The organism is Streptomyces sp. NPDC053542, from assembly GCF_044544685.1.
Classification (GTDB): Bacteria; Actinomycetota; Actinomycetes; order Streptomycetales; family Streptomycetaceae; genus Streptomyces.
Genome location: NZ_JBITXL010000009.1, coordinates 337,934 through 364,012 on the forward strand (window position 1 = coordinate 337,934; position 26,079 = coordinate 364,012).

A 26,079-nucleotide genomic window follows, 5' to 3' on the forward strand; every position below is an offset into this window, starting at 1 on the left:
TCCGACCGATTCCGGCTGATGTCCGTACGGACATCACAACGGGGAAAGGGATTCAGTCGGCGCGGAGGACGGGCAGGCCGTACTGCCCGATGTCGAGGTCTTTTTCCGCCGGGGCGGAAGCCGCCTTGCGGAAAGGACCGCCGCGAGGCCCGGATCGCGGTCTCCTCATGCGCCGATGAACCGATTCGGGGCCGCCAGAGGCTGCTAACCACAGTCTTGAGACGGCCCCCGACTGTCAACCCCCGGCGCCCGGAACTCCCCGGTCAACGGCGATTCCGGCCATTCCGGCCGGGCCCGGTACCGCACATTTCGTATCCGGCCATTCTCTCCCGAACGGCCTTGCGCGGCACGGGTGGCCAACCAGACTCGGAACAGCGGCCGCCAGGGCCGAATGAGCTGTACATGACGTGACGGGAGCCGAAATGATCAACGGCAAGCTCGTTTCCGGCAGGACGGAACCCGGCAAAGGGTGGGTCGCCTATCCCGACCGCAACGGTGACGGCGTGTACCTCGACGTCGACACCTCGGAAGGGAAATTCACCAGCACCCCCGCATACATCGCGGCCCTCACCGGTGACGACCGCATGTGGATGACCACCGGCGGCAACACCGTCTATGCCGCCACCCCGACCGGTTTCCGCATTTATGTGCGGCGCGTGGACCGGCAGGCGATCGATCCCGAATACGCCGCCAAGAACGGCTGGCACATCGCCTGGATCGCGGCCGAGGTCTGAGCCGCGCGGGCCGCGTCCCCTGAGCGGCCGTCGGTCGCGGGTAGCCCGGCCGGGTGGGGTGCGGCCGTGCGGCTCCGCCGGCGGCCGCTCGTTCCACGGCTGCGGCGAGTCCGGCGGCTACGCTCGGCGGCGCCGCCAAACGACGAGCCGAGGACGCCATGACCGAGAGACCGGCCTTTGTCTACGTCAGCTACATCGGGAGCACGCCGGAGAAGGTCTGGTACGCGCTCACCGATCCCGAACTGACGGCCACCTACTGGGGCCACAGCAACGTCTCGGACTGGCGGACCGGCTCCCCCTGGGAGCATCAGCGCACGGACGGCTCCGGCATCGCCGACGTCGTCGGGCTGGTCGTCGAGAGCGCCCCGCCGCGGCGGCTGGTCACCACCTGGGCCGAGCCGGGCGAGGAGCCGCCCGGCGGCCCGTCCACGGTCACCTTCGGCATCGAGGAGTACGGCGGCATCGTCCGGCTCACCGTGACGCACGAGAACCTGGCCGACGAGGCCGAGCGCGCGGCCGCGGCCGGCGGCTGGGCGGCGGTCGTCTCCAACCTCAAGACCCTCCTGGAGACGGGCAATCCGCTGCCCGAAGAGCCCTGGCACATGCCCAGCGCGTGACCCTCGGCTCCGCCCGCTCCCGGTGTGCCCGCCACGCATCTGTAATGATGGGGGAAGGTAATGACCAGGTAAAGGAGATCGCGTCCGGTCCGCGCCACGGCGCTGCCCGGCGCGGCATCCGGGGAGGACACGATGGGGACGCGACGCACTTCGCTGCCGGGCGTCGGCACGCGGTACGACTTCACCACGCACGCCGGACAGCACCTCTCCGTGGTGGTGCACCACGACGGACGCCGCTTCATCGGCTTCTACGCCGCCGATGACCCCGATACCTGCCAGTCCTCGGTCTCCTTGGAACGGGAGGAGGCAACCGCCCTCGCGCACCTCATCGACCCGGCACCGCTGGACGCCGTCCGCACCGACGGCATCGACCTGGTCACCGAGCACATCCAGATAGGCAGCCGCTCCCCGTACGGCGGGCGGCTGCTGGGCGACACCGGGGCCCGCACCCGTACCGGCGCCTCCATCGTCGCGGTGCTGCGCCGCACGAGCGCGCACCCGTCACCGGGCCCCGATTTCCGATTCGCCATCGGCGACACCCTCGTCGCGGTCGGCACCCGTGAGGGCGTCGACGCCCTCGCCGCGATCATCGCCGGAGGCTGACCATGCACGAGACCACCGCACTGCTCGTGGAGTTCGGCGCCGTCATCCTCGCCCTCGGCCTCCTCGGGCGGCTGGCCGGCCGGGTCGGCCTCTCGCCCATACCCCTGTACCTCCTCGCCGGGCTCGCCTTCGGCCACGGCGGACTGCTGCCGCTCAACGCCAGCGAGGAGTTCGTCGGCGTCGGCGCCGAGATCGGCGTCATCCTCCTGCTGCTCCTCCTCGGCCTCGAATACAGCGCCTCGGAGCTGGTCACCAGCCTCAAGACGCAATACCCCTCCGGGGCCGTCGACTTCCTGCTGAACGCGGTACCGGGCGCCGTCGCCGCGCTGCTGCTCGGCTGGGGCCCGGTCGCCGCCGTCGCGCTGGCCGGCGTCACCTGGATCTCGTCCTCGGGCGTCATCGCCAAGGTCCTCACCGACCTCGGCCGGCTCGGCAACCGGGAGACCCCCGTCATCCTCGGCGTCCTCGTCCTCGAGGACCTGTCCATGGCGGTCTACCTCCCGCTGCTGACCGCCCTGCTGGCCGGCGTCGGACTCGCGGGCGGCAGCGTCACGCTGCTCATCGCGCTCGGCGCCGTCGGCCTCGTCCTCTACCTCGCGCTCCGGCACGGCCGGCTGATCAGCCGCTGGGTCTCCTCGGACAACCCCGAAATGCTGCTCCTGGTCGTCCTCGGGCTGACCGTGCTCGTCGCGGGCATCGCCCAGCAGCTCCAGGTCTCCGCGGCGGTCGGCGCGTTCCTCGTCGGCATCGCGCTGTCCGGCGAGGTCGCCGAGGGCGCGCGCAAGCTCCTCACGCCGCTGCGCGACCTCTTCGCCGCGATCTTCTTCGTCTTCTTCGGACTGTCCACCGACCCGGGCGCCATCCCGCCGGTACTGCTCCCGGCGCTCCTGCTCGCCGTCGTGACGATGGTGACCAAGATCCTCACGGGCTGGTACGCGGCCCGGCGCGCCGGCATCGGGCCGAACGGGCGGCTGCGCGCGGGCGGCGCGCTCGTCGCACGCGGCGAGTTCTCCATCGTCATCGCCGGGCTCACCACGGCCGTCGAGCCGCGGATCGGGCCGATCGCCACCGCGTACGTCCTCATCATGGTCATCCTCGGCCCGCTGACCGCGCGCTGGGCGGCACCGGCGGTCAACCGCGCCCGGACCGCCCTGCTACCGCTCTTCGGCATCACCTCCCGCAGATCCACCACGCCGGCCCCGCCCACGCCGTCCGAAGCCCCCGAAGCCCCCGAAGCGCCCGAAGAGACCCAGGAGACCCCCGCGCCCCGCGAGGACGCACATGCCCTGCCGCCACACGGGTAGCCGAAGCGTCGTACAGACCAACTGCAGCAGGTCCACCTGAAGCGAGGGGTCTCCATGGCGCGGTCATACCGACACGGCAAAGCCGCCACCCGGCGCGGCGGGGCACCACTCCCGCCGCCCGTCCGGGCGTTGGTGATGCTGCTGGCGTTCGCCGTCATGGTGGCCTTCGGTGCCGTACTGGCGCAGCTGACCCTCCAGCCGTCAGCGGCCTCCGAGGCGCTCACGCACACCAACCTGCGGCCCGGCGACACCCTCCGCGACTACCTCGGGCAGCCCGCTTTCGTCGACACCGTCAAGCAGCTCGGCGGGAACATCGTGCTCGGTGTGCCCTTCGGGCTGCTGCTGCCGGTCGTGGCGCCCAGGGCGCGCGGGCCGCTGCGGGTGGTCGTGGTGACCGCGCTGGTCATGCTCCTGGTCGAACTGGTGCAAGGGGCCCTGGTCACCGGGCGCGCCTTCGACATCGACGACGTCATCCTCAACACCACGGGCGCGCTCCTCGGCTACCTCCTGCTCGGCCGCCGCCTCGGCCGCGCCGTCCATCCGAGGCGCCGCCACTGGTGGCAGCGGCGCACCACCGCGGCCTAGCCGCTCAGCTCCCCGCGAGCAGCCGTCCCGCATTCGGTACGACCGGGTCCAGGCCCAGTTCGGTGAGGATGCGGTACGTGGTGGCGGTGGCCGCGGAGAGCACCGGCAGCCCGGCCTCGTCCTCGACCGGCTGGATCGCCGGCAGCGACGGCATCTGCACGCACGCCGAGAGGACCAGCGCGTCGGCCCGGCCGAGGTCCAGCTTCCGCCAGTGGTCGCGCAGGTCCGCCGGGTCGAGCCGGGCGACCGCGAGATTGTCCGGGACCTCCAGGCTCAGCGCGTCCACCACCTCCACGCCCGCGTCCTCGATGTAGTCGACGACCAGCCGGGTCAGGTCCTTCATGTACGGCGTGAGGATCGCGACCCGGCGGGCGCCCAGCGCCGCGATGCCGTCCAGCAGCGCACCGGCGCTGGACACCACCGGCGCCTGCGCGCCCTGGCCGCGCAGCGCCTTCGTGATCTCCGCCTCGGCCGTGCAGTGGTGGCCCGGGCCCTGCGCCATGATCGCCACCAGGCAGGCGGTGGCGACGACGTCGGGGCGGGCGTCGGCGAGTTCGAGCGCGGCCCGCTCGGTCTGCGCGTTCATGCCGCGCAGCTGCTCCGGCGTGACGTGCTGCATCCGCATCCGGCTGCTGTGGAAGACGAAACGGTCGCCGGGCCGCGCCCGCTCCCGGTCCCGCAGCATGCGCGGCAGTTCGGTCTCCATCGTCAGGTTGGAGCTCGGCACGATCATGCCGATGTGGTGGTCCGTCATGCCGCTGTGGTGCTCCGTCACGGGTTTCTCCAGTGGGGTCAGGACTCCGTGGCCAGGCCCTCCCAGTGGTCGGCCAGGGATGTCAGCAGGTGCATGAGGTCCGCGCGCTGCTCGGCGTCGTACGGACCGAGGAGCCGCTCGTCCAGGGCGCGCGCCCGGTCGTTGGCGTCGCGGAGGGTCCGCTCGCCCTCCTCGGTCAGATAGAGCAGCTTGCGGCGGCCGTCCTCGGCGGCGGTACGGCGGTCGAGCAGCCCGCGGTTCTCCAGCCGCCGGGCCACGTCCGCCATCGTCGAGGTGTCCAGGGCCACGGCCGAGGCCATCGATCTCTGGTCGCGGCCCGGCGCCGCGCCCACGGCGGTCAGCACCGCGAACTGCGGTCCGGTGAGCGTGGGGTCCACGGCCCGCACCCAGACCGCGAGATACGCCTGATAGAGGCGGCGCACTTGGTAGCCGGGCGCTGCGGTGAGGGCCGTGGGGACCTTCGGCGGTTCGGACGAAAGTGCTACGGATTCGGATTCGGTGTTGTCAGCCATGGGCCAACTCAACCACGGTGGACCGCGGGGACGGCGGCGGGCGAGCAGGTCACGGCAGCATGGCGGTGAGCGCCGAGCGGAGCGCCGCCAGCGCCGCCGGCGGGTTGTCCCAGAAGATCATGTGGCCGGCGTCCGGGATCTCGGCGAAGGCGGCGGACGGCAGTGCGGCGGCGGCCTCGGCGGCCCCTTCGGCCGTGACCACCGGGCTGTCGGCCCCGTACAGCAGCGCCGTCGGCCCCGGCACCGAAGGCCACCAGTCGAAGAAGTCCTCCGCCTCGAAGCCGCGGTGCGTCGCCACGATGGCCGCCCGCTCGCAGCTGCTCAGCCAGCGCGCTCGCAACTCCTGCTCCCGGCGCGGCCAGCGCGGCCAAGAGGCGGCCACCTCGTCTGCGTCCGTACCGCGCACGGCCTGCGCGAGCTGCCCGAGGAACGCGTCCAGGGGCGTTGGATACGGACCCCGGTCCGGCCCGCTCATCGGCGGATCGGCGAGCACCGTACCGCCGAGCGGCACCTTGCCGCGTACCGCGGTGACCGCCGCGATCCGGGCGCCCATCGAATGCCCGAAGAGCAGAGGACGCTCCAGCCCGAGCCCGGTGACCACGGCCTCGGTGTCCTCGGCGTACTCCTCCAGGGTGTACCGCCCGCCGCCGTCCGACAGCCCGCGCCCGCGCACGTCGACCACCAACGGCCGTACCAGATCGGTGAGTTCGCGGGCGACGAAGTCCATCGTGATGGCCGGGCTGGTGATGCCGGGGAGCACCACCAGCGGGACGCCGGGGCCGCCGTAGTCGAGTACGTGCAGCCAGGTGTCGCCGGAACGAACCCAGCGGCTGGTGGCGGGGACGTCGGCGAGGTCCGCCGCCGCGGCCTGGCTGATTGACCGCCGGTCCTGGTCCCGGACCCGTTCGTAGACCTGTTCGTGGGCTTGTTCGTGCTGCGGCACGGGGAGCTCCTTGAGGTAGTCGAGCGCTTCCGCGAGCCCGATGACGTCGCCGTACTTCGCCTGGATGTCGAAGAGGTTCGCCTCGTGCGGCCCGGGCGCGCGGTCGCCCACGCACTCCCGCGGCACCAGGACCGGGAAGCCGGACTGGACCGCGTCCACCGCGGTCGCCCGCACACAGCCGCTGGTGGTCGCGCCGCACACCAGGACCGTGTCGCAGCCCAGACCGGTCAGCGTCGCGGCGAGCGAGGTGCCGAAGAACGCGGAAGCGCCCTTCTTCACGATCAGGTGGTCCTCCGCGCGGCGCGGCAGCCGGGGGTCGAGGGCGACCGCCTCGCTCCCTTCGCGCAGGGCGCGCATCCCCTGCGCCTTCTGCAGCCAGGTGACGCCGTCCCCGGCCGCCTCGGCGGGGGAGTACGCGATGGCGGTGAAGATGACCGGGACCCCGGCCGCCCGCCCTGCCTCGATCAACTCACGTGTAGCGGCGACCACTTCACTCAGGTCCGCTCCGGACGGGAAGGTGTCCTCCGTGAAGCCGCGGGTGAGGTCGACGACCACGATCGCGGGGCGGCTGCCGCGGCGCACGGGCGCGCCGAAGCCGGCCCGGTCGTACGTGGCGTCGGTGGCCGTTCCGTACCGGCTCGCGCTCATGCCCGCCGCACCGCCTTCAGCTCGCGGCGCAGCCCGGCCAGCCGGCCGAGCAGCCAGCCCTCGAACAGCCCGAAGGCGAAGGCGGCGGCCACCGGACCGTACTTGGCCAGGGCCGGACCCGCGATCATCGAGAGGCCGTCCAGCTCGGGGGCTGCCGGTGCCACCGGAGCCACCGGAGCCGCTTGTACCGGTGCGGCCCGGACCCCCGCGGCAGCAGGCACACCCGCGGCAGCAGGCACCCGCTCCTGATCCAGCAGGCTCCCCAGATTCTGCGCGAACTGCTGCAGGATCCGGTCCGAGACCGCACCGATCGCCCCCTTTCCGAACTGCGCGATCTTTCCGCGGATGACCAGGTCCGTGTCCAGCCGCAGCAGCGCGCCCTCCGGCGCCTCCGCCACCACGAGCGTGACCTCGGCCTCGGCGTCGCCGCTGCCGTGCGTGTCGGCACCGCGCGCCTGCACCCGCAGCCGCCGCTCCCCGGCATCGGCCTCCAGGAACCGTACGGTCCCCGCGTACGCCGCCGTGACCGGTCCGACCCGGACCGTCACCCGGCCCTGCCAGGCGTCCCCGTCCTGCCCCGTGAGCGTGCCGCCCGGCATGCAGGAAGCAACCCGCTCCACATCGTTGAGCAGCGCGAACACCCGGTCCGGCGGGGCCTTCACGGGGACCGTGTTGGTCAGCTGCATCGGTTCACTTCTCCTTCCCGGCGCGCCGGCGGGCCGCCGCACAGCTGTCGATGGCCTCGACGATGGTCTGGTAGCCGGTGCACCGGCACAGGTTGGCCGCGACCACCTCGCGGATCTCCTCCTTGGACGCGTCCGGCCGCTCGGCGAGGAACCCCTCGGCGAGCATCAGGAAACCGGGCGTGCAGAAGCCGCACTGCAATCCGTGGTGCGCGCTGAACGCCTTTTGCAGGTCGCTCAGTTGACGCCCGTCCGTGCCGTCGGACAGCGACTCGACGGTACGAATACGGGCCCCCTCCGCCTGTGCCGCGAACATCAGGCACGCGCGCACCGGCCGGTCGTCGACCAGTACCGTGCAGGCGCCGCAGATCCCGTGTTCGCACCCGACATGCGTGCCGGTCAGCCGCAGATCGTGCCGGAGTACGTCCACCAGGGTGCGCCGCGATTCGGTGATCACTTCGTGCTCTTCACCGTTGACATCAAGCGTCAGCAATTGCAGATCGGCTGTCGGGTCGGTCGTCGCATCGGTCATCGGGCGTGCTCCAGGGTCCGCTGCCGCCGCAGTGCGTCGTGCACCGCCTCCGGCGTGATCGGGGTGTGGTCCAGCTCGACGCCGGTGGTGCGCAGGGCGTCGTTGACGGCGTTCAGTACGGCGGCCGGGGCGCCGATCGTGCCGCCCTCGCCGGCGCCCTTCGCACCGGTCTCGGTGAACGCGCACGGCGTCTCCAGATGGTGGATGGCCACCTCCGGGATCTCGTGCGCGGTGGGCACCTTGTAGTCCATGAAGCCGGTCGCGGACGGCTCGCCCTGCGCGTCGTACGTCACCTGCTCGAACAGCGCGCCCGCAATGCCCTGCGCGATGCCGCCCCGGCACTGCCCCTCCACCACCTGCGGATTGATGGCCACACCGCAGTCCTCGACGCAGATGTACCGCAGGATCTCCACCTGCCCGGTGCCTTCGTGCAGCTCCACCACGCAGGCGTGCGTGGCGTTGGAGAACGTGCCGTCGTTGAAGACGTCGAACGCGGCGGTGCCGGTCAGCCCGGGCGCGAGGTCTTTGGGCAGCAGATGCGCCTTGAGGTAGGCGATCTCGGCGAGCTGCTCGTACGTGAGGGACACGGAAGGGTCGTCGCACCGTCGGACCCGCCCCTCGCCGCACTCCGTCTCCTCCGGCGCGACACCCCACCGGGCCGCGGCGATCCGGCGGAGCTTCTTGCCCAGCTCGGCGGCGGCCAGCCGGACCGCGCTGCCGCCGACCGTGATGGACCGGCTCGCGAAGGTGCCCCAGCCGTAGGTGATCCGGTCGGTGTCGCCCTGGTGCAGCTTCACCTTCGCCAGCGGCAGGCCCAGCTCGTCGGCGACGATCTGCGCCATGGTCGTCTCGTGGCTCTGGCCGTGGCTCATCGTGCCGGTGGTCACCGTGACCGCGCCGCTGGTGTCCATCCGGACCTCGGAGAGATCGAATCCGGGGACCACCTCCATCTTTCGCTGCGCGAAGGCGGTGGAGCCGTAGCCGGTGCGCTCGCTGAAGCAGGAGTAGCCGATGCCCAGGTGGCGCCCCTCGGCCGCGGCCGCCGCCTGCTTCTCGTACCAGCCCTCCTCCCGTACGGTCCGCTCGCACAGGTCCAGTGCCTCGCGGTAGGAGCCCGGGTCGTAGGTGATGCCGTTGACGCCCGTGTACGGGAAGTCGGTGATGACGTTGCGGCGGCGGATCTCGACGGGGTCCAGGCCCAGTTCGCGGGCCGCGCGCTCGAAGAGCCGCTCGACGACCATCACGTACTGCGGGCGGCTGACCCCGCGGTACGGGGCGGTGGGTGCCTTGTTGGTGGTGATCGCGCGGCCGCGCACCCGGTAGGCGGGCACCTTGTACACGCCGGGCATCTCGGCCGACGCCATCAGCGGCTCGATGCCCGCGGTGAAGGGGTAACAGGAGTACGCGCCCATGTCGCACACCACGTCGGCGTCCAGCCCGAGGATGCGGCCCTCGGCGTCGAACGCGGCCCGTACGTCGTAGTGCTGCTCGCGGGCGAGGAAGGAGGCGGTCAGCGCGTCCTTGCGGTCCTCGATCCACTTGACCGGACGGCGCAGCCGCAACGCTGCCGCGGCGGCCGCGATCTCCTCCCGGCCGACGACGCACTTCAGGCCGAAGCCGCCGCCCATGTCCGGCACCCGCACCCGTACGGCCCGTTCGTCCAGGCCCAGGCAGCGCGCGGCGACCGTGCGCACCTGGTGCGGGACCTGCGTACAGGTCTCCAGTACGAGCTGTTCCTCGCGGTCGTCCCAGTGCGCCACGGTGCCGCGGGTCTCCAGCGGCAGTGCGTTCTGCCGCCCGGTCCTGCTCTCCACGTGGACCACGCACGGCGCGGCCGCGAAGATCCCGTCGATGCCTTCCGAGGCGAAGAGGGAGACGTCGACGAGGGTGTTGCGCGGCGCGTTGTCGTGGAGCAGCGGGGCGTCTTCGGCGAGCGCCTGGTCCTCGCAGGTCACCGGGGGGAGAGGTGCGTAGCTGACGCGCGCCGCCTCCAGGCCGTCCTCGGCGGCGTACGCGTCCCGTGCGATGACGAGGGCGAGGGGCTCGCCGACGTACCGGACCCGGTCCCGGGCGAGGACCGGCATTGCCGTGGGCACGAACTCGGTGAGCGGGCGGTCCAGCCGGGCCGTGATGTCGCCGAGTCCCAGGTCCTCGGCGGTGAACACCGCGACGACGCCCGGCACTTGGCGTACCGCGCTCAGGTCGACGGCGGTGACCTCGGCGTGGGCGACGGTGCTGCGGACGAACTGCGCGTGCAGCATGCCCGGCAGCGCGATGTCGTCGACGAACCGGCCGCGGCCGGTGAGCAGCCGCGGGTCCTCGCGGCGGGCGACCGACCGGCCGACCAGCCGGTCCTCCGTACTACGGGGTGTCACGATGCCATCGCCTCCTCGCAGGCGCGCTGGACAAGGGTGCGGATGAGATGGCGGCGGTACTCCGGACTGCCGTTGGCGTCGCCCGGCGGATCGCTCGCGTCGGCCGCGGCGGCCGCGCACTCGGCGAACGTGCCCCCGCCGGCCAGTACGGCCTCCGCCTCGGGAACCCGTACCGGCGCCGGTGCCACGCCGCCCAGCGCCACCCGCCCGCCGCGCACGGTGCCGTCCTCGGCGTCGAGGTCGACGGCGGCCGCCACGGTCGCGAAGTCTCCGTGGCGCTCGGCGAATTCGGTGAGCGCGGCGTGCGGCGCGGGCCGTGGGAAGACGACCTCGACGAGGAGTTCGCCGGGGTCCAGCGCGGTCGTGTAGTACCCGAAGAAGAAGTCCTCGGCCCGGATCCGGCGGCGGCCGTGCGGCCCCTCGGCCACCAGCTCGGCGCCGAGCGCGACGGCCAGCAGGCACCACTCGGCGGTGGCGTCGGCGTGCGCGAGGCTGCCGCCGACCGTGCCGCGGGTCCGGATCGGCAGATGGCCGATCCAGCGCATGGCCCGGCGCAGCACGCCGAACCCCGGCTCCAGGACCTCCGGCGGGGCGGTCTCCACGGTGTGGTGCGTGGTCAGCGCCCCGATGTGCAGGCCGCCGTCGGCATCCGTGCGCAGGTGGTCGAGGGTGTGCAGGCCGCCGATGTCGACCAGGTGGGCCGGGCGGGCCAGCCGGTAGTTCATCATCGCGACCAGGCTCTGGCCCCCGGCGATGACCTTCGCGTCGGCACCGAGCTCGGCCAGCAGCCGGGTGGCGTCCTCGGGGCTGCGCGCCCGGTGGTAGCGGAAGGGGGCGGGTTTCATGGTCCTCCTCTCAGCGGGACGGGTGGGCCGGTGCGTCTCTCAGCCGGCCGGCGGGCTAGTTCGTCGGCTCCGGTATCGGCTGTTCCTCGACCGGGGCGTCCAGCGCCTGCCCCTTCGTCTCGGGCGCCGCGACGGCCATCCAGCCGACCGCGAGCAGTACCGCCAGGGCGAGCACCGCGAACGTCAGCGGCAGCCCGAGCACCGGCCACAGCACCGAACCGAACAGCATCGGCGCGAATCCCGTGAGCACCCGGCTGACGGACGAGGCCCAGCCGAAGCCGCTCGCCCGCAGCCGCGTCGGGTACAGCTCGGCGACGTACGCGTACATCGCGGGGATGGTCAGCTGCATCAGGAAGCCGAAGGCGCCGATGGCCACGACCGAGCCGGTCGGCATCTTCAGCACCAGTGCGAAGACCACCAGCGCCAGGGACGCGACCGGCGCCGAGACGCCGATCAGCCACTTGCGGCCGACCAGGTCCACCAGCGCGGTGGAGACCAGCACGCCCACGATGCCGACGCCGCTCATCAGCGTGGTGTTCATGAACGCCGCCGTGTCGCCGAGCCCCTCCTCCTTGAGGATGGACGGCAGCCAGCTCAGCGCCGCGTAGTAGACGAGCATGACGGTCGCGAAGAGCAGCCAGGCGGCGGAGGTGATCCGCGGGCTGAACCGCCAGAGGCCGACGAGCTGTTCGAGCGCGGCCCGCGGGCCCCGCGTCCGCTCCCCGTCCACCGGCGCCGGGATCACATACGGCTCGACGGGCGCGCCGGTGCGGGCCACCAGGTCGTCGATGACGGCCCGGGCCTCCGCCTCGCGGCCCTTCCGCGAGAGGTAGACCGGCGACTCGGGCACGCCGCGGCGCACCCAGAAGAGCAGCAGCGCGGGCAGGCTCATCGTGGTGAGCATCCACCGCCAGTTGCCGTCCAGCGGCAGCATCGCGGTCGACACCAGGCCGCACAGCGTCACGCCCACCGGCCACCACGCGTCCAGCGCGGTGAGCACCCGCCCCCGGTACTTCCGCGGTGAGAACTCACCGACCAGCGCGTAGTCCACGGGGATGCAGCCGCCGAGCCCGACGCCGGCCAGGAAGCGCAGCGCCAGGAAGACCGGGTAGGCCGGGGCGAGCGCGCCGAGCACCGAGAACACCGCGAAGATCAGCAGGGTGACGCTGAACGCCTTCTTGCGGCCGATGCGGTCGGCGACCGCGCCCCAGGCCACCGCGCCGACGGCCATGCCGACCAGGTTGGCGGTGGCCACCAGGCCGCGGGCGCCGAGCGAGAGGTCGAAGTGCGCGCCGACCAGCGGCATCAGAAAGCCGTTGAGCGCGATGTCGTACGCGTCGAAGAGGTAGCCGAGGCCGCCGATGAGGAAGATCCGGCCCTGGACCCCCCATCTCCACGGCAGGTCCTGGACGATCTGATCGCCTGTCTTCATGGTCGCTCCAAGGGATGGCCCAATGGGTCAGCGCGCGAACTGATGGCGGTCAGCGGGCGAACGGGTAGGAGAAGGCGACGGCGTCGGGGTCGTGGAGCGGGGTGCCGCCCCACAGCCACTCGTAGGGCAGGTCGGACTCGCCCTCGAAGCGCCGGAGCCGCTCGTCCCGGGCGCGCTGCTCCGGCCCGTCGGGGAAGTGGTAGAAGGTCTTGTTCTGCAGCGAGGCGTCCTGCACCATCCCGGCGTGCTTGGCCCGCCGGCCGACGTAGCGGCGCAGCGCCGCCTCGATGTCGCCGGTGTTCACCCCGCCCAGCTCCTCGGCCAGCACCGCCGCGTCCTCCATCGCCTGCGAGGCGCCCTGCGCCTGATACGGCAGCATCGCGTGGCAGGCATCGCCCAGCAGCGCGACACGGCCGTCCATCCAGACCGGGTCCCGCCGCCGGTGGTACAGCGCGAAGCAGCTGACGTCCTCCTTGGCCTTGGAGAGCATCGCGGGCACCCGGTCGTCCCACCCGGGGAACGCGTCCACGAGTTCCTGCGTGGTCGCGGCGACGGTCCACTTCTCGGCGACCTCGTCCGTGCAGGGCACGCACGCGACGACGTTGAGGAACTCCCCGCGCCGGATCATGTAGTGGACCAGATGCCGGTCCGGGCCGTACCAGATGGTGCTCTGGTACCGGTCGACCAGCCAGCGGGTGGCGGGGTCGGCCGCGATCAGATCGCCGGGGATCAGCGCCCGGAACGCCATCTCGCCGGAGAACTCCAGCGTGTCGGCCGCGCCCATCAGGTCGCGCACCCGGCTGCGGATGCCGTCCGCGCCGATCAGTACGTCCCCGGCGTACCGGCGGCCGTCGTCGGTGACGGCCACCGGGCGCGCGGGGTCGGTCCGGTCCAGCTCCGCGACCCGGCTGGAGGTGTGGACCTGCACGGCAGGCCCTGGACCCGCCGGGTCGAGGCAGGCTTCCATGAGGACGCGGTGCAGGTCGGCCCGGTGGTAGTGCCAGTACGGGGCGTTGTACCGGTCCTTGCAGTGCTGCCCCAGCGACGTGAGGCCGATGACGCTGCCGTCCTGCCAGCGCCGCCTGACCTGGTCCAGCGGCTCGGTGTGGATGGCCTCCAGCTGCCGGCGCAGGCCGAGCCCGAGGAGGACCCGGCTGGCGTTGGGCGCGGTCTGGATGCCCGCGCCGACCTCGCCCAGCTGCGGCGCCTGCTCCAGGACCGTGACCCGCAGGCCCCGGTGGCGCAGGGCCAGGGCGGCGGTCATGCCGCCGAGACCGCCGCCGACGACGGTGACTTCGTAGGACTGACTGGGCACCACTTCTCCTCCAGGACGATCGGGGCGATGTCGGGGGTACGCGGATTCTGACCCGTCAGCCGTCGTCGGTGAGCCTGCTGTCGCCGGCGAGCCTGCCGTCGACCACCACATCGGTGCCGTCGACCGACACGGTGCAGCCGCGCATGGCGATGTCGAGGTGGGCGTACGACTCGCGGCCCAGCACCGGGTGCGGTCCGGTGGACCACAGGAAGTTCCCCGCGAACGCCCGGGCGTCCATGCCCATCAGCTCGTCCTTGCCGTACATCGCGGTGGCGAACCAGTCCGCCGTACGCATCAGGCCCCACCCCATGTGGGAGAGGCTGCGCCCCCACTTGTCGTCCGCGTCCTCGAAGAAGGTGTTCAGCAGCTTCGCCTCGGCGCCGCCGGTCACCTTCTCGATGTGCCCCGCGGCGATCTCCAGCGTGACCGGCTCCCGCACGTACTCCTTGAACGGCAGCAGGATGTCGCCCTCGCCGAGCACGATCCGCCCGTCGGAGATCTCCGGCCAGCACAGCACCATCGTGCTGGGCCAGTGGTCCCACCGCCCCGGATCGTCCGCGAAGCCGCACTGGAACTCCGGCTTCGAGCCGCTGAGCCGCACCGTCAGGTCGGTGCCCGCGTCGGAGGTGACCCGCATGACGGACGACCGCTTCAGCAGCTCGACACCTTCCAGTACGGCCGCCTTGTCCGCCTCCTCGGGGAGGTTGCGGATGAGGACGTCGGGCGCGTCGCAGACGAAGATGATGCGCGTGCCGGCCTTGAGGATCTCCTGCTGCACGGGCGCGTGGATGAACCCCTCGCGAGTCAGGTCGACGACCAGGTCGGCGGATTTCAGCAGGTCCTGGGCCGTGGTGTCGTTGAGTACGGAAGTCAGGCCCGGGCCCGCGCCGGTGTGCGTGCTGGGCATGGGGGCCGGGGTGCCGCCGGGCACGGTGGCGGCGATGACGTGGGCGCCGCACGCCTTGGCGGCGCCGAAGGCGGCCGCCACGTAGTCGCCGCGGCTGCCCGGCTCGGCGAGGACGACGACGTGCTCGTCGCTGCGGAGCTTGCACAGGCGCAGTTCGCGGGTGAAGGCGTCGAGCAGGTCGACGGAGGAAAGATCGAACACGGGTCCTCCAAGGACGTACGGGGGAACGTACGGGACATGGGCTCGCTCGGGAGCCCGTGGAGTGCGTCGTGCGGAGCGGGCGGAGGCTTGCGCAAGGCGTGCGCAGGCATGCGTGAGGAGCCCGCCGAACATGCTCTGATCATGCTCTGATCTGCGGTGAAGCGCCGGTCGGCGCGTCCCGATGGAGATAATCCGAACACGTACGATCTCGCCTTGGCAAGGGGTGCGGCGCGAGTTCACCCGGATCTGCCGTCTCGGAACACGACGGAAACACGCCGCGCGCGGAGGAGCGTGCGACGTTGGCGGCAGCCCTTGGCGGGGTGGGCGGCCGCGAAGTACGATGGGTCTCGTACATTCGTTCCGCCCGGCCCTCGTGCGCCGACCGACAGGAGCCGTCATGCCCGCCACCTCGACGCCGTCCGGGGGCGCCCCGCGCGTGCTGGCGCACCCGAGCCGCGACGCCATCCGGCTGGAGGACGTGCTGCACGCGCTCGCCGACCCCGTCCGCCTCGGGATCGTGCTGGTGCTGGACGAGGCCGAAGGGGAGTGCTCCTGCTCGGTCTTCGACGCGCCCGTCAGCAAGTCGACGCTCACCCACCACTTCCGGGTGCTGCGCGAACACGGCGTGATCACCCAGGCGTACCGCGGCACGGCCAAGATGAACGCGCTGCGCAGGGACGACCTGGAGGGCCTCTTCCCGGGCCTGCTGGACACCGTCCTCACCGCGGCCCGGCGGCAGGCGGCGGCCGGTGTCGGCACCGGCGCGGGCGCGGCCGCGACAGGAGCGGCCGGCCGGGCCTGAGGTCCTTGCGCTCCTCCCTGGCCCCCGCCGACCGGCGGGGGCGGGCGGCCCGCGATCTCGTCTTCAGGTCCCGTTCGGGCGGCCCTTACCTGCCGTAACCTCGAGCGCGGGAAGCGCCGCGGGGAGCTTTGAGGCGTGCGGCCGGCAGCGGGGACGAGGAGCTCGGGTGATTCGGGTCGTGGTCGTGGACGACGAGGAACTGGTGCGTTCCGGGCTGCGGCTGATCCTCGGCTCGGCACCCGACATCGAGGTGGTCGCGGCCTGCGGGGGAGCCGAGGCGCGGGCCACGCTGCTGGCCCACCGCCCGGACGTGCTGCTGCTGGACATCCGGATGCCGGACGTGGACGGGCTGACCATCCTGCGCGGGCTGCGCGACCTGCCGCGGCCCCCGAAGACCGCGATGCTGACCACCTTCGACGGCGAGGAGTACCTCGGCGCGGCACTCCAGGAGGGGGCGGCGGGCTTCCTCCTGAAGGACACGGCCCCCGAGCAACTGGTGCACGCCGTACGGGTACTGGCCGACGGCGGCCGCGTGCTCGCGCCCGGCGTCACCCCGGCCGTGATCGGCGGCTACCTCGGCGGCAAGCCGGACGCGGCCGCGGCGCGCAGGGTCAGCGGCCTCACCGACCGCGAACGCCAGGTGCTCGCGCTGGTCGGCGAGGGCCTCTCGAACGGCGAGATCGCGCTGCGCCTGCACCTGGCGCACGGCACGATAAAGGACCACGTCAGCGCGGTGCTCGCGAAGCTGGGCGGGCTCAACCGGGTACAGGCGGCGGTGATCGCGGACCGGGCCGGACTGGTCGCGCCGGCCCCCTTGCACGGCGCCGAGCGGCGGTGAGCCGCCCAGTCACCGAGCTGAGGTGAGCCGCCCGGTCACCGAGCTGAGGTGAGCCGCCCGGTCGCCGCCCCACCGTCAGGTCCCTGCCGCGCGCCCGCTCATCGCCCCGTCCGGGCTCCGTCCCGGCGCGCGCTCACCGGCCCGCCCGCTCACCGTCCTGCCCGCGCCGCCGCCTCCAGCAGCCCGTCCCAGTCCGGGATCTTGACGGTCGTACGCCCCAGCTCCTGGCCCAGCGCCGCCTCCGCCGCCTCGATGCCCAGCCAGCCCGGCCACGGCACCGGCCGCTGCCCGGCCCGCCGCAGCGCCGCCACCGGATCCTCCGGCAGCTCACGCCCGGCCAGCCCCGGCGCGTCCTCCAGCAGCGAGCCGACGGTCTGCTTCGCGCACGGCCGGTTCGTACCGATCACCCCGGTCGGCCCGCGCTTGATCCACCCGGCGACGTACTCGCCCGGACACGGCGTGCCGTCCCGCAGCACCCGCCCCTCCGCGTTCGGCACCGTCCCCGTCTCCGTGTCGAACGGCAGCCCCGGCTGCGCGACACCCCGGTACCCCACCGAGCGCAGCACCAGCCCCGCCTCGATGTCCTCGTACTGACCGGTGCCGCGCACCCCGCCCTGCCCGTCCGGCGCCGTCCGCTCGAACCGCACGGCCCGCACGCCGTCCCGCGGGTCGCCGATCAGCTCGGCGGGACGCAGGTAGAACCGCAGGTGGATGCGGCGCCGCGGGCCGTCGGGCGGTGACACGGGCCGCTGCGACCACTCGCGCAGCACGTCGACGTTGCGGCGCACCACGGCCGGCAGCGCCCCCGGGTCCGCGCCGCACGCCGGGTCCATCGCCAGCTCGTCGGGGCGTACCACCACATCGGCGCCGGGCAGCGCGCCCAGCTCCCGCAGCTCCTTCGTGGTGAACTTCGCCTGCGTGGGGCCGCGCCGCCCCACCATCCAGACGTCGCGCACGCCGCTGCCGGCGAGCGCCTCCAGGGCGGGCTGCGGTACGTCCGTCGGCACCAGATCACCGGCCGCGCGGGCGAGGATGCGCGCCACGTCCACGGCGACATTGCCCACGCCGATGACCACGGCGGACGACCTGCCGAGCGCGAAGCCGCCGGCCGCCGCCGCGTCCGGATGCGCGCTGTACCAGGACACGAACTCGGTGGCGGAACGGCTGCCCGGCAGCTCCTCGCCGGGGATGCCGAGCCGCCGGTCGGTGGCGGCGCCCACGCAGTACACCACCGCGTGGAAGATGCGGCGCAGCTCGGCGTGGTCGAGCCCGCCCGTGCCGACGTCCACGTGGCCCAGGAAATGGACCCGTGGATGTTCCAGCACGGTGCGGAGCGTGTGCTGCAGACTCTTGATCTTCTCGTGGTCGGGCGCCACGCCGTACCGCACGAGGCCGTACGGGCATGGCAGCCGGTCCAGGACGTACACCTCGACGTCCGGGACGGCCTGTTGCTGGACGAGAGCCTGAGCGGTGTAGACCCCGCTCGGTCCCGATCCGATCACTGCGACACGAAGCACTGGGAGGCCCCTTCCGCGGGATGTCTCCAGGATCGCACCACTGTGCGGTAGAGGGGAGTGTGCCGCGCGGATGTGCCGCCTGGGGTGGCGCAAAACGCCACGGGAATGATCCGAAACGTGCGCCCGCACCGGCCCCGCCCGCCGCACGGGACGACAGGTCCTACGACATCCCTACGGCGCCGCCTTCCGCATCCGGTCGATCTCGGCCGTCTGCTGGGCGATGACGTCGGTCGCCATCTCCTCCACGCTGACGTTGTTGCCGTCGGAGAGCACATCCGTCGCCATGGTCACCGCGCCCTGGTGGTGGGTGATCATCAGCTTCAGGAAGAGCGCGTCGAAGCGCTCGCCGCGGGCCGCGCGCAGCCGGTCGAGCTGGGCGTCGGTGGCCATGCCGGGCATCGCCGCGTGGTCCACACCTTGATCACCGTGGTCCTCGTGCCCGTGCTTCCCGTGCTGCTCGCGCGGCCCGCCGTGCGTCGTCAGCCAGCCCTTCATCGCGTCGATCTCGGGCCGCTGGGCGGCGTCGATCCGGTCGGCGATCCGCCGCACCGTCGCCGACTCGGCGTGCTTGTCCGCGAGTCCGGTCATCACCAGGGCCTGCCCGTGGTGCTCGATCATCATCCGGACGTACGAGAAGTCGGCGGAGTTCGGCGAGTCGTCGCCGACTTCCTTGCGTGCCTCGCCGGGGGAGAGCGTACGGGCCGGTTCGCCGGGCTTCCCGGGCGCGATGACCTGCTGCCCGGCGTCACCGGCGGCCGCGTCGTCCCGCCCGCCGCCCGCCTCGCAACCGCTCAGTCCGAGGACCGCGACGGCGACGGCCGCGACGATCCCGGCGGCGGGTCTCCTGGAACGCCTGGCACGCTTCACACGCAACTCCCGTCTCCGTACGGCTCGTTCGTTGCTCACGCATGACATCTTCATTGCCCCCTATTGAGATGTACATGAGCAGCGCGATACTACCCAGGGTCAAACCCAGGCCCAGAACAACCGTTCCCCACCCCGGACGGATTCAAGGGAGGACGCTGTGACGTCATCGACGCACAGATCCACGGCACCAACGGTACGAAGACCACTCGCAGGCTGGTCGCTCGCACGCCGGTCCCTCACGCGCCGCGGGCACCTCCGCGCGGCCGTTGCCGCATGCGGCCTGGTCGCCTCGCTGTTCGCGGCCGGACCGGCCGCCGCCACTCCGGACCCGGGCGACTCCCCGTCCGTACAACGGGAAGTGAGCAGTAGTCAGCGCGCCGACACCAAGGCGGCCATCGAGAACGGCGAGCTCCCCGGCGTGGACGAGATCGTCCACAGCGACAACGTCCAGCACCTCGCCAACCTCCCCAAGACGGCGCTGAAGGGCACCAATTCGGACCTCGCCTTCCAGGGCAAGTACGCGTTCGCGGGCAACTACGACGGCTTCGCGATCTACGACATCTCCCGGCCCAGCGCACCCCGTACCGTCAGCCAGGTCCTCTGCCCCGGTTCCCAGAACGACGTCTCGGTCTCCGGGGACCTGCTGTTCCTCTCCACCGACTCCTCGCGCAGCGACGACTCCTGCAGCAGCACCACGCAGCCCGCGACCGAGAAGTCCTCCTGGGAGGGCATGAAGATCTTCGACATCAGCGACAAGGAGAACCCCGAGTACGTCGCCGCCGTCGAGACCGCCTGCGGCTCCCACACCCACACGCTGGCCCCCGACGGCAAGAACGTCTACATCTACGTCTCCTCCTACTCACCCAGCGAGACGTTCCCCGACTGCCGGCCGCCGCACGACGGCATCTCCGTGATCAAGGTGCCGCGCTCGGCGCCCGAGAAGGCCGCGGTCGTCGACTTCCCCGTGCTCTTCCCCGACGGCGGCAACCCGGGCGGCCCCACCAACCCGGGCGTCTCCAGGACCACGGGCTGCCACGACCTCACCACCTTCCCGGAGCTGAAGCTGGCGGCCGGCGCGTGCATGGGCGACGGCATCCTGCTCGACATCAAGAACCCGGCCGCACCCAAGGTCATCGACCGCGTCCAGGACAACGTCAACTTCGCCTTCTGGCACTCCGCCACCTTCAACGAAAGCGGCAAGAAGGTCGTCTTCACCGATGAGTTGGGCGGCGGCGTGGCCGCGACCTGCAACGAGAAGACCGGCCCGACCCGCGGCGCGGACGGCATCTACGACATCACCGGCAGGGGCGACGACCGCAAGCTGGTCTTCCGCGGCTACTACAAGATCCCCCGCCACCAGGCCGACACCGAGAACTGCGTCGCGCACAACGGCTCGCTGATCCCGGTCAAGGGCCGCGACATCATGGTGCAGGCGTGGTACCAGGGCGGCGTCTCCATCTGGGACTTCACCGACTCCACCGCCCCCAAGGAGATCGGCTACTTCGAACGCGGCCCGCTCTCCGCCGACACCCTCAACACCGGCGGCGCCTGGTCCGCGTACTACTACAACGGCCACATCTACTCCAACGACATCGCCAAGGGCTTCGACGTCCTGAAGATCAACGACCGCCGCACGGACAACGCCCGCTCGGTCCACCTCTCGGAACTGAACGTCCAGACCCAGCCCGACTACCGCTGACGGGGCCCGGCTACGACTGACGGCCCCGCCTACTGCTGACCGGGCATCACCAGCGCCTGGCTCGCCCGGCTCGGCGCCATCCCGCCGGACGGTACTTGCTCATCTTGCTCATCTCGCTCACCGTCCGGCGGGGCGCCGAGCTCCCAGTCCAGCCCGTACCGCTGGAACAGCTCACCCCGCAGCCGGGTGACCGGCATCGGCGCGCCCGGCAACAGCACGGCGACCACGGCCCCCATGAGCAGCGCACGCAGCAGCGGATAATCGGTATCCGGATCGGCCGAGCCGTACGCCACGACCGTGTCCCGCAGCAACTGCGCGAGCCGCTGCTGCTCCGGACACTGAATGAACCCCTCGGCGGTCAGAATCCCCGCCATGTGCGTCCGCATCAGCGTCGGCCGGTCCCGGGCCAGCCCGAGGATCGCGTCGATCGCCCGGGCCAGCAACTCCCGCCCGGCGTCCGCCCCGTCCGGATACGGCTCCCGGCTCAGCCCGGCCTCCAGCGACAGATGCATCAGCCGATGCACGGCAGACTGCAGCAACTGCCGCTTACCGGGAAAGTAATAGGAAATCAGGCCACGCGCCGACCCGGCCCGCTCCGCGATGTCCCCCAGCGTCGTCGCTTCATACCCCCGCTCGTCCACCAGCTCGACCGTCGCCTGCAGCAGCCGTTCCCGGGAACGCCGCCGCAATTCTTCGTTGACCGATGCGCTGCGGGGGGACATGCTGTAACTCCTGCGTTGACTGGCTCTCAGCCAATATACTCAGCGAGTAACCGGCCACCGGCCCCACCCCGGGACGGTATCCGGTCAAACAGCCTGCTTCGGGCGACGCGGGGGATCGCCCGAAGCAGGTTTTCGCGTTTCCGCTCCGACGGCCTCTGGCCGGTGTTTTTGCTGGTCAGGCCGCCATCTTGGAGCGCCACCGCATCGACCGCGTCGACCTGAGGAAGATCGACATGGAGGGCGGCGAGCTCAGGCTCTGAGGAGCGGGCGTACGGCCAGGCAGACCTCGACCAAGCGTTCCGTCTCCGCGTCGGTGAGGCCGGCGTGCAGTGACACACGCATCGTCGCTCGGCGCCGTGAGGTGGCCGGCGGGCCGAAGGGTGACGGGAACACTCCGCGGGACATCATCGCGTCGCGCAGTTTGATGGCCTGCAGCTCCGTGCCGGCCTCCAGCGGGAGGATCTGTGTCTGCGAGCCGTGCAGATCGATCCCGCCGGCCGTCAGCTCCTGCCGTACCCACTCGGTGACATGGTTCAGTCGGTCGCGCCGCCACCCGTCCTCCCGTACGGCGGCGAGCGCGGCCTGCAGGCCGGCCAGATCGTGTGGCAGCAGAGTGGAGCTGAATACCGCTGGATACGACTCGTGCTTGAAGTAGTCGACGAAGTCGGGGTCGCAGCAGGTGATCAGTCCGGCCCGGCCGGCGAACGCCTTCGACAGGCTGACGGTGCGGAAGTGCACCGCGTCCTGCAGGCCGAGCGCCGCGACGAGGCCCTCGCCCCGCTCCCCGTGCACGCCCAGCGAGTGCGACTCGTCGACGAGCAGCACGCAGTTGCTCTCCGCGGCGATGGCGGCGAGTTCCGCCAGTGGGGCGAGGCTGCCGTCCGACGAGTACACCCCGTCGACGGCGATGATGCCGGGGCCGTGGTCGGCGATGCGCCGGCGCAGGTGGGCGAGGTCGTTGTGGCGGAACAGCCGGGTCTTGGCCCGGGCCGCGTGGGCCCCCTCCCACAGGGACATGTGCGCGATGACATCGATGTAGACCGGTGTCGACGGATCGGCGATGGCCTGCAGCAGGCCGGTGTTGGCGGCCCAGCCGGACTGGCAGAGGATGCCGGCCGGGGCACCCATGTGCGCGGCCAGCTCCCGCTCCAGGGACAGCTGCGGATGGTCGCCGAAGAGGAGGATGCCGGACATCAGGGTGCTGGTGCCCGCGGCGTCGAGCCGTCCGGTCATGGCCTCGATGATGCGGCGGTCGCGAGCAAGGTGCAGGTAGTCGTTGTTGTCGACGATCACGGCGTCCGGTCCGGGGGGACGCCCCCGGAAGAAGTGGTCTCCGCCCCAGTCCTTGGGGACCCGGTAACGGATGAAACGGTCTACGCGGTGGCGCGACTGGGGCGGAATGGGGATGACCATGCCGAGGGCGTGCCCATCCCGGCGGCAGGCATTCCGGGCCGGGAACAGGTCACCCCGATGGGGTGCACACAGGTCTACCGCGCGCCCCGCAAACCACCCGCGCGGGGCGCGTTCGGTCGCTTGCGCACGGGCATGCCTCCCCCCGGCCGGGCGGGAATCGACCCGTCCCGGGTTCTGAGGAGGGCGCATGACGGAAGCAACCACGAAGACCACCGACATCCTCGACCGCAAGCTGGAACGGGCCTTCGAGCTGATGGATTCGGACGCCAACGGCGAGCTGGTCGAGGGCGATCTGCTGGTCCTCGCCGACCGGCTGGCGGCGGCCTTCGAGAGGGGGGACGACCCCGCCCGCAAGGAGCGGCTGCGCAACGCCTTGCGCCGGATCTGGCAGGACCATCTCGCAGGGATGGACGACGACGGCAACGGCTATGTGGACGTCGCCGAGTTCACCCGCGGCTTCCGGGCGGCCGCGAGTGACAACCGGGAGAAGTTCCTTGCCGACCTCGGCGAGGTCGTCGCCGCTTGGATGGATCTCGTCGACGTCAACGGCAACGGACGGATCGACGTGGACGAGTACCGGCTCATGTACGAGTCGGCCTTCGGGATCACGCCCGAGGACCTGGAGTACGGCTTCCGGCAGCTGGACCAGGACGACAGCGGAGAGCTGGACGAGCAGGAGCTGCGGCAGGCCACCGAGGAGTACTACACGAGCAGCGACCCCGACTCACCCGGAAACTGGCTCTTCGGGCCCCTCTGAGCCCCTGCTCGGGGCCTGGGTCCCCGTCCGGTACGTCTCGGAAGGCGGTCCCCAGAGGTCTGCCGATGCGTCCGGGCCTTGTGTCGGCTCTTCAAGGTGAGCCGGGCGGCCGATACTCACTGAGGCTGCGCGGGATCGAGGGCGTACGCGATGCCGGTGTCGAGGGCGGTTTCGTAGCCGGTGTGGAACGCGGTCTTGTAGGCGTGGTCGCCGAGGGTGCTGTGGGCCTGGTGCTCGCAGGACTGGCGGGCGGCGACGAATTCCGGGATGCCTGCCTGGGGCAGGCCGATGGTGTGCCAGATGTGCTGGGCCAGCCCGAGCAGCCAGGCGGCACGTCCGCTCTGGCCGTGGGCGCCCGTGGCCACCGCGAGCACGTCCAGGGCCAGGGCGCAGCCCAGGCTGTCGTGCAGCCGCCGCTTGACCCGTAGGGCCGCCCGCGCGTAGCGCAGCGCGGTCTCGGGTCGGCCGCAGGCCAGTTCGGCGTGGGCGCGCATGACGTCGCCGTAGGCACGCATCCACTGCTCGCCGTGCCGTCCGCACTCGGTGCGCATTTCCTCCAGCATGGCGATGGCCTCCTCGGGACGGCCGTCGACGGTGAGCGCGATGCCCGCCAGCACCCGGGCCAGCAGCCTGGCGAGGGGGAGCGGTCCGAGGAGCTCACCGTCCTCCGGTGAGGTGATGGCGAGCAGTTGTCCCGACAGGGAGAACACCCGCGGCCGGTCGCCGCGCATGGTCGCCGCAACCAGCAAGCACGCCCGGGCGGTGGTGGCCGCGCCGTTGTCACCGAGCCGTTCGGCCTCGGCGACGCACTGGCCGGCCCAGGCGGCACCGGCCTCGGCATCGCCCTGGCACAACAGGACCATGCTGCAGACCCACAGGGCCTTGTTACGGGCGGGGCTGGGATCGGTGCCGAGGGCGAGGGCCCGTTCCAGGTAGTGCTGTCCTTCCTTGAGGTGTCCGCAGGGGTACCAGAAGAACCACAGCGCCCCGGCCAGTTCCAGTGCGGTGGCCCCGTCCCGCTGGGCCAGGGTGTATTCCAGCGCGGTACGGAAGTTGGCGTGCTCACTGTTCGCCCGGTCGTACCAGGCGTACTGGCCCGGCCCGATCCAGAGGGCGTCGCCGCGGCGGGCCAGTGCCAGGTAGAGGCGCCGGTGGCGCCGGCGCAGCCGGTCCTCCTCGCCGAGGCGGCGCAGCCAGGCCGCACCGTACTCGCGGATGGTGTCGAGCATGCGGTAGCGGTCCTCGCCCGCGGTCGGCACCCAGATCAGAATCGATTTTTCTGCCAGCGCGCTCAGCAGGCCGGGGACGTCCTCGCACGGAAGGTGCACACCGGCGCAGACCCGGCCGGCCGCCCCGGAGTCGAAGCTGCCGGCGAAGACGGACAGCCGGGCCCACAACAGCCGCTCGGCCGGGGTGCACAGTTCGTGGCTCCAGCCGATGGCGGTACGCAGCGCCTGGTGCCAGGGGGGTGTGGGGGCCTCGCTGCTCGTGGGGACCCCCATGCTCGGACGCAGCCCAGCGCGGGACGGAAGCGGCGTACTGGGGGGAGGTTCGGCGTCGGCTGTGGCGCTGTCGGGTGCGGCGCCGAGTACGGCGAACCGGTCGTCCAGCTTCTCGGTCAACTCCCGCACGGACAGCTCGTGCAGTCGGGCCGCGGCCAGCTCCAGGGCGAGCGGCAGTCCCTCAAGACGTCGGCAGAGCCTCAGTACGTCGGCCCTGTTGGCATCGGTGATCTCGAAGCCCGGTACGGCCTGGGCGGCCCGCTCGGCCAGCAGTACCGCTGCGTCCGCCCCGGCCGTCGCGCAGTCGTCGGTCTCCGGCACCGGCAGCGGGTCGATCATGACCAGCTGTTCGTCCGCCATGCCCAGCGGACGGCGGCTGGTGACGAGTATGCGCAGCCCGGGGGCGGCCGCCAGCAGGGTCTGGGCAGCCGCCGCGCAGGCGTCGACGAGGTGCTCGCAGGTGTCCAGTACGAGCAGCAGCTCCCGGCCGGCCAGGTAATGGCCCACCACCTCGATCATCGGGCGGGTGATCTCGTTGGCCACCGAGAGCGCCTGGCCGATCGCGTGCGGCAGCAGCATGCCTTCTTGAAGGGGCGACAACTCCACCCACCAGGCCCCGTCGCGGAAGTACGGCCGCAGGTCGGCCGCGGCCGCCTGCGCCAGCCGGGTCTTGCCGACCCCGCCGACCCCGGTGAGGGTCACCAGCCGTGCCCCCGCGTCCCGCTCGTACAGCCGCTGGATCTCCGCCAGTTCCGCCTGGCGCCCGACCAGCCGCGTCCTGAATACGGGGAGGCTTCCGGGGAGGTGTGCAGGCTGGTTCTCCGGCCGGTCGCCGGGTACGTTCCTCGCTCGCCGTTCGTCACCGGTCACGATCGTCCGTCTTTCGCCGTCCGTTCGTCGTCCTCTCGGCGCCCCGCAGGGCACACCGCAGGACCCGTCTTCGGCAGCCTC

The 26,079-nt window shown here is 71.9% G+C and carries 24 protein-coding genes and 1 pseudogene; 9 read left to right on the top strand and 16 right to left on the bottom strand.

Features of this window, described 5'->3' with window-relative positions:
• Positions 1-422 precede the first annotated feature (422 nt).
• The 5 genes from ACIGXO_RS25940 (at position 423) to ACIGXO_RS25960 (ending at position 3,843) form a co-directional block, all read left to right on the top strand.
• Positions 423-734 (top strand): hypothetical protein, encoded by a 312-nt coding sequence (locus ACIGXO_RS25940; protein ID WP_399791453.1) that lies wholly within the window; start codon positions 423-425, stop codon positions 732-734.
• 158 nt (positions 735-892) lie between these two features.
• Positions 893-1,351 carry an SRPBCC domain-containing protein gene (locus tag ACIGXO_RS25945; protein ID WP_399791456.1) on the top strand — a complete coding sequence of 153 codons (459 nt, stop codon included), beginning with the start codon at positions 893-895 and terminating at the stop codon, positions 1,349-1,351.
• A 132-nt stretch (positions 1,352-1,483) separates the two neighbouring features.
• Entirely contained in the window at positions 1,484-1,954 is a 471-nt protein-coding gene (locus tag ACIGXO_RS25950) for a cation:proton antiporter regulatory subunit (protein WP_399791459.1), read from the top strand.
• Positions 1,955-1,956: 2 nt separating this feature from the next.
• Positions 1,957-3,258 carry a cation:proton antiporter gene (locus ACIGXO_RS25955; protein ID WP_399791462.1) on the top strand — a complete coding sequence of 434 codons (1,302 nt, stop codon included), beginning with the start codon at positions 1,957-1,959 and terminating at the stop codon, positions 3,256-3,258.
• 54 nt (positions 3,259-3,312) lie between these two features.
• Positions 3,313-3,843, top strand: a complete 531-nt coding sequence (locus ACIGXO_RS25960; RefSeq protein ID WP_399791465.1) for a VanZ family protein — start codon at positions 3,313-3,315, stop codon at positions 3,841-3,843.
• Between the two features lie 4 nt (positions 3,844-3,847).
• On the opposite strand, the gene ACIGXO_RS25965 is transcribed toward ACIGXO_RS25960, so the two are convergent.
• From ACIGXO_RS25965 to ACIGXO_RS26015, 11 genes and pseudogenes are all read right to left on the bottom strand, one after another.
• Positions 3,848-4,597, bottom strand: a complete 750-nt coding sequence (locus tag ACIGXO_RS25965) for an aspartate/glutamate racemase family protein (RefSeq protein ID WP_399791575.1) — start codon at positions 4,595-4,597, stop codon at positions 3,848-3,850.
• 38 nt (positions 4,598-4,635) lie between these two features.
• Positions 4,636-5,130 (bottom strand): MarR family winged helix-turn-helix transcriptional regulator, encoded by a 495-nt coding sequence (locus ACIGXO_RS25970; RefSeq protein WP_399791468.1) that lies wholly within the window; start codon positions 5,128-5,130, stop codon positions 4,636-4,638.
• Between the two features lie 49 nt (positions 5,131-5,179).
• On the bottom strand, positions 5,180-6,007 hold the full coding sequence (locus ACIGXO_RS25975; protein ID WP_399791578.1) for an alpha/beta fold hydrolase: 828 nt from the start codon (positions 6,005-6,007) through the stop codon (positions 5,180-5,182).
• A 66-nt stretch (positions 6,008-6,073) separates the two neighbouring features.
• A pseudogene (locus tag ACIGXO_RS25980) lies at positions 6,074-6,721 on the bottom strand (isochorismatase family protein); the annotation flags it as partial.
• Positions 6,718-7,407, bottom strand: a complete 690-nt coding sequence (locus tag ACIGXO_RS25985; protein WP_399791471.1) for an SRPBCC family protein — start codon at positions 7,405-7,407, stop codon at positions 6,718-6,720. The pseudogene ACIGXO_RS25980 and the gene ACIGXO_RS25985, both read right to left, overlap by 4 nt.
• Before the next feature lie 4 nt (positions 7,408-7,411).
• A complete protein-coding gene (locus ACIGXO_RS25990) occupies positions 7,412-7,936 on the bottom strand; it encodes a (2Fe-2S)-binding protein (RefSeq protein WP_399791474.1) in 525 nt (174 codons plus the stop codon).
• Complete coding sequence (locus ACIGXO_RS25995) at positions 7,933-10,311, bottom strand: xanthine dehydrogenase family protein molybdopterin-binding subunit (protein WP_399791476.1); 2,379 nt, start codon at positions 10,309-10,311, stop codon at positions 7,933-7,935. Before ACIGXO_RS25995 ends, ACIGXO_RS25990 begins: the two co-directional genes overlap by 4 nt.
• The gene (locus ACIGXO_RS26000; protein ID WP_399791479.1) at positions 10,308-11,156 is read right to left on the bottom strand and encodes an FAD binding domain-containing protein; all 849 of its coding nucleotides are present in this window, start codon (positions 11,154-11,156) and stop codon (positions 10,308-10,310) included. Before ACIGXO_RS26000 ends, ACIGXO_RS25995 begins: the two co-directional genes overlap by 4 nt.
• A gap of 55 nt (positions 11,157-11,211) precedes the next feature.
• Positions 11,212-12,588: an MFS transporter gene (locus ACIGXO_RS26005; protein ID WP_399791482.1), complete on the bottom strand. Its 1,377-nt coding sequence runs from the start codon at positions 12,586-12,588 to the stop codon at positions 11,212-11,214.
• Between the two features lie 49 nt (positions 12,589-12,637).
• The gene (locus ACIGXO_RS26010) at positions 12,638-13,906 is read right to left on the bottom strand and encodes an FAD-dependent monooxygenase (RefSeq protein ID WP_399791485.1); all 1,269 of its coding nucleotides are present in this window, start codon (positions 13,904-13,906) and stop codon (positions 12,638-12,640) included.
• A 52-nt stretch (positions 13,907-13,958) separates the two neighbouring features.
• Positions 13,959-15,011 carry a hypothetical protein gene (locus ACIGXO_RS26015; RefSeq protein ID WP_399791488.1) on the bottom strand — a complete coding sequence of 351 codons (1,053 nt, stop codon included), beginning with the start codon at positions 15,009-15,011 and terminating at the stop codon, positions 13,959-13,961.
• 397 nt (positions 15,012-15,408) lie between these two features.
• Here ACIGXO_RS26015 and ACIGXO_RS26020 point away from each other — a divergent pair, with 397 nt between their 5' ends.
• The gene (locus tag ACIGXO_RS26020; protein WP_399791491.1) at positions 15,409-15,813 is read left to right on the top strand and encodes an ArsR/SmtB family transcription factor; all 405 of its coding nucleotides are present in this window, start codon (positions 15,409-15,411) and stop codon (positions 15,811-15,813) included.
• Between the two features lie 166 nt (positions 15,814-15,979).
• On the top strand, positions 15,980-16,651 hold the full coding sequence (locus ACIGXO_RS26025) for a response regulator (protein WP_399791494.1): 672 nt from the start codon (positions 15,980-15,982) through the stop codon (positions 16,649-16,651).
• Between the two features lie 149 nt (positions 16,652-16,800).
• Here the strand turns inward: ACIGXO_RS26025 and ACIGXO_RS26030 are convergent, their stop codons facing one another.
• Positions 16,801-18,168, bottom strand: coding sequence for an FAD-dependent oxidoreductase (locus ACIGXO_RS26030; protein ID WP_399791496.1), 1,368 nt, complete (start codon positions 18,166-18,168; stop codon positions 16,801-16,803).
• Positions 18,169-18,339: 171 nt separating this feature from the next.
• Complete coding sequence (locus ACIGXO_RS26035; RefSeq protein ID WP_399791498.1) at positions 18,340-19,074, bottom strand: DUF305 domain-containing protein; 735 nt, start codon at positions 19,072-19,074, stop codon at positions 18,340-18,342.
• Between the two features lie 241 nt (positions 19,075-19,315).
• Here ACIGXO_RS26035 and ACIGXO_RS26040 point away from each other — a divergent pair, with 241 nt between their 5' ends.
• Positions 19,316-20,734 carry an LVIVD repeat-containing protein gene (locus tag ACIGXO_RS26040; protein WP_399791580.1) on the top strand — a complete coding sequence of 473 codons (1,419 nt, stop codon included), beginning with the start codon at positions 19,316-19,318 and terminating at the stop codon, positions 20,732-20,734.
• 29 nt (positions 20,735-20,763) lie between these two features.
• Here the strand turns inward: ACIGXO_RS26040 and ACIGXO_RS26045 are convergent, their stop codons facing one another.
• The gene (locus ACIGXO_RS26045; RefSeq protein WP_399791500.1) at positions 20,764-21,456 is read right to left on the bottom strand and encodes a TetR/AcrR family transcriptional regulator; all 693 of its coding nucleotides are present in this window, start codon (positions 21,454-21,456) and stop codon (positions 20,764-20,766) included.
• Positions 21,457-21,705: 249 nt separating this feature from the next.
• Complete coding sequence (gene cqsA, locus ACIGXO_RS26050; protein ID WP_399791502.1) at positions 21,706-22,869, bottom strand: alpha-hydroxyketone-type quorum-sensing autoinducer synthase; 1,164 nt, start codon at positions 22,867-22,869, stop codon at positions 21,706-21,708.
• 187 nt (positions 22,870-23,056) lie between these two features.
• On the opposite strand from cqsA, the gene ACIGXO_RS26055 reads away from it, so the two are divergent.
• Positions 23,057-23,626, top strand: coding sequence for an EF-hand domain-containing protein (locus tag ACIGXO_RS26055; RefSeq protein WP_399791504.1), 570 nt, complete (start codon positions 23,057-23,059; stop codon positions 23,624-23,626).
• A 116-nt stretch (positions 23,627-23,742) separates the two neighbouring features.
• Here the strand turns inward: ACIGXO_RS26055 and ACIGXO_RS26060 are convergent, their stop codons facing one another.
• Complete coding sequence (locus tag ACIGXO_RS26060; RefSeq protein WP_399791506.1) at positions 23,743-25,998, bottom strand: ATP-binding protein; 2,256 nt, start codon at positions 25,996-25,998, stop codon at positions 23,743-23,745.
• Positions 25,999-26,079 lie beyond the last annotated feature (81 nt).

Excerpts from the sequence above, each read along its gene's own strand:
- ACIGXO_RS25950 (WP_399791459.1), top strand. The coding sequence starts at position 1,484 with ATGGGGACGCGACGCACTTCGCTGCCGGGCGTCGGCACGCGGTACGAC.
- ACIGXO_RS25955 (WP_399791462.1), top strand. The coding sequence starts at position 1,957 with ATGCACGAGACCACCGCACTGCTCGTGGAGTTCGGCGCCGTCATCCTC.
- cqsA (WP_399791502.1), bottom strand. The coding sequence starts at position 22,869 with ATGGTCATCCCCATTCCGCCCCAGTCGCGCCACCGCGTAGACCGTTTC.
- ACIGXO_RS26045 (WP_399791500.1), bottom strand. The coding sequence starts at position 21,456 with ATGTCCCCCCGCAGCGCATCGGTCAACGAAGAATTGCGGCGGCGTTCC.
- ACIGXO_RS25960 (WP_399791465.1), top strand. The coding sequence starts at position 3,313 with ATGGCGCGGTCATACCGACACGGCAAAGCCGCCACCCGGCGCGGCGGG.
- ACIGXO_RS26055 (WP_399791504.1), top strand. The coding sequence starts at position 23,057 with ATGACGGAAGCAACCACGAAGACCACCGACATCCTCGACCGCAAGCTG.
- ACIGXO_RS25940 (WP_399791453.1), top strand. The coding sequence starts at position 423 with ATGATCAACGGCAAGCTCGTTTCCGGCAGGACGGAACCCGGCAAAGGG.
- ACIGXO_RS26020 (WP_399791491.1), top strand. The coding sequence starts at position 15,409 with ATGCCCGCCACCTCGACGCCGTCCGGGGGCGCCCCGCGCGTGCTGGCG.
- ACIGXO_RS25970 (WP_399791468.1), bottom strand. The coding sequence starts at position 5,130 with ATGGCTGACAACACCGAATCCGAATCCGTAGCACTTTCGTCCGAACCG.
- ACIGXO_RS26000 (WP_399791479.1), bottom strand. The coding sequence starts at position 11,156 with ATGAAACCCGCCCCCTTCCGCTACCACCGGGCGCGCAGCCCCGAGGAC.
- ACIGXO_RS25985 (WP_399791471.1), bottom strand. The coding sequence starts at position 7,407 with ATGCAGCTGACCAACACGGTCCCCGTGAAGGCCCCGCCGGACCGGGTG.
- ACIGXO_RS25965 (WP_399791575.1), bottom strand. The coding sequence starts at position 4,597 with ATGACGGACCACCACATCGGCATGATCGTGCCGAGCTCCAACCTGACG.
- ACIGXO_RS26005 (WP_399791482.1), bottom strand. The coding sequence starts at position 12,588 with ATGAAGACAGGCGATCAGATCGTCCAGGACCTGCCGTGGAGATGGGGG.
- ACIGXO_RS25945 (WP_399791456.1), top strand. The coding sequence starts at position 893 with ATGACCGAGAGACCGGCCTTTGTCTACGTCAGCTACATCGGGAGCACG.
- ACIGXO_RS25990 (WP_399791474.1), bottom strand. The coding sequence starts at position 7,936 with ATGACCGATGCGACGACCGACCCGACAGCCGATCTGCAATTGCTGACG.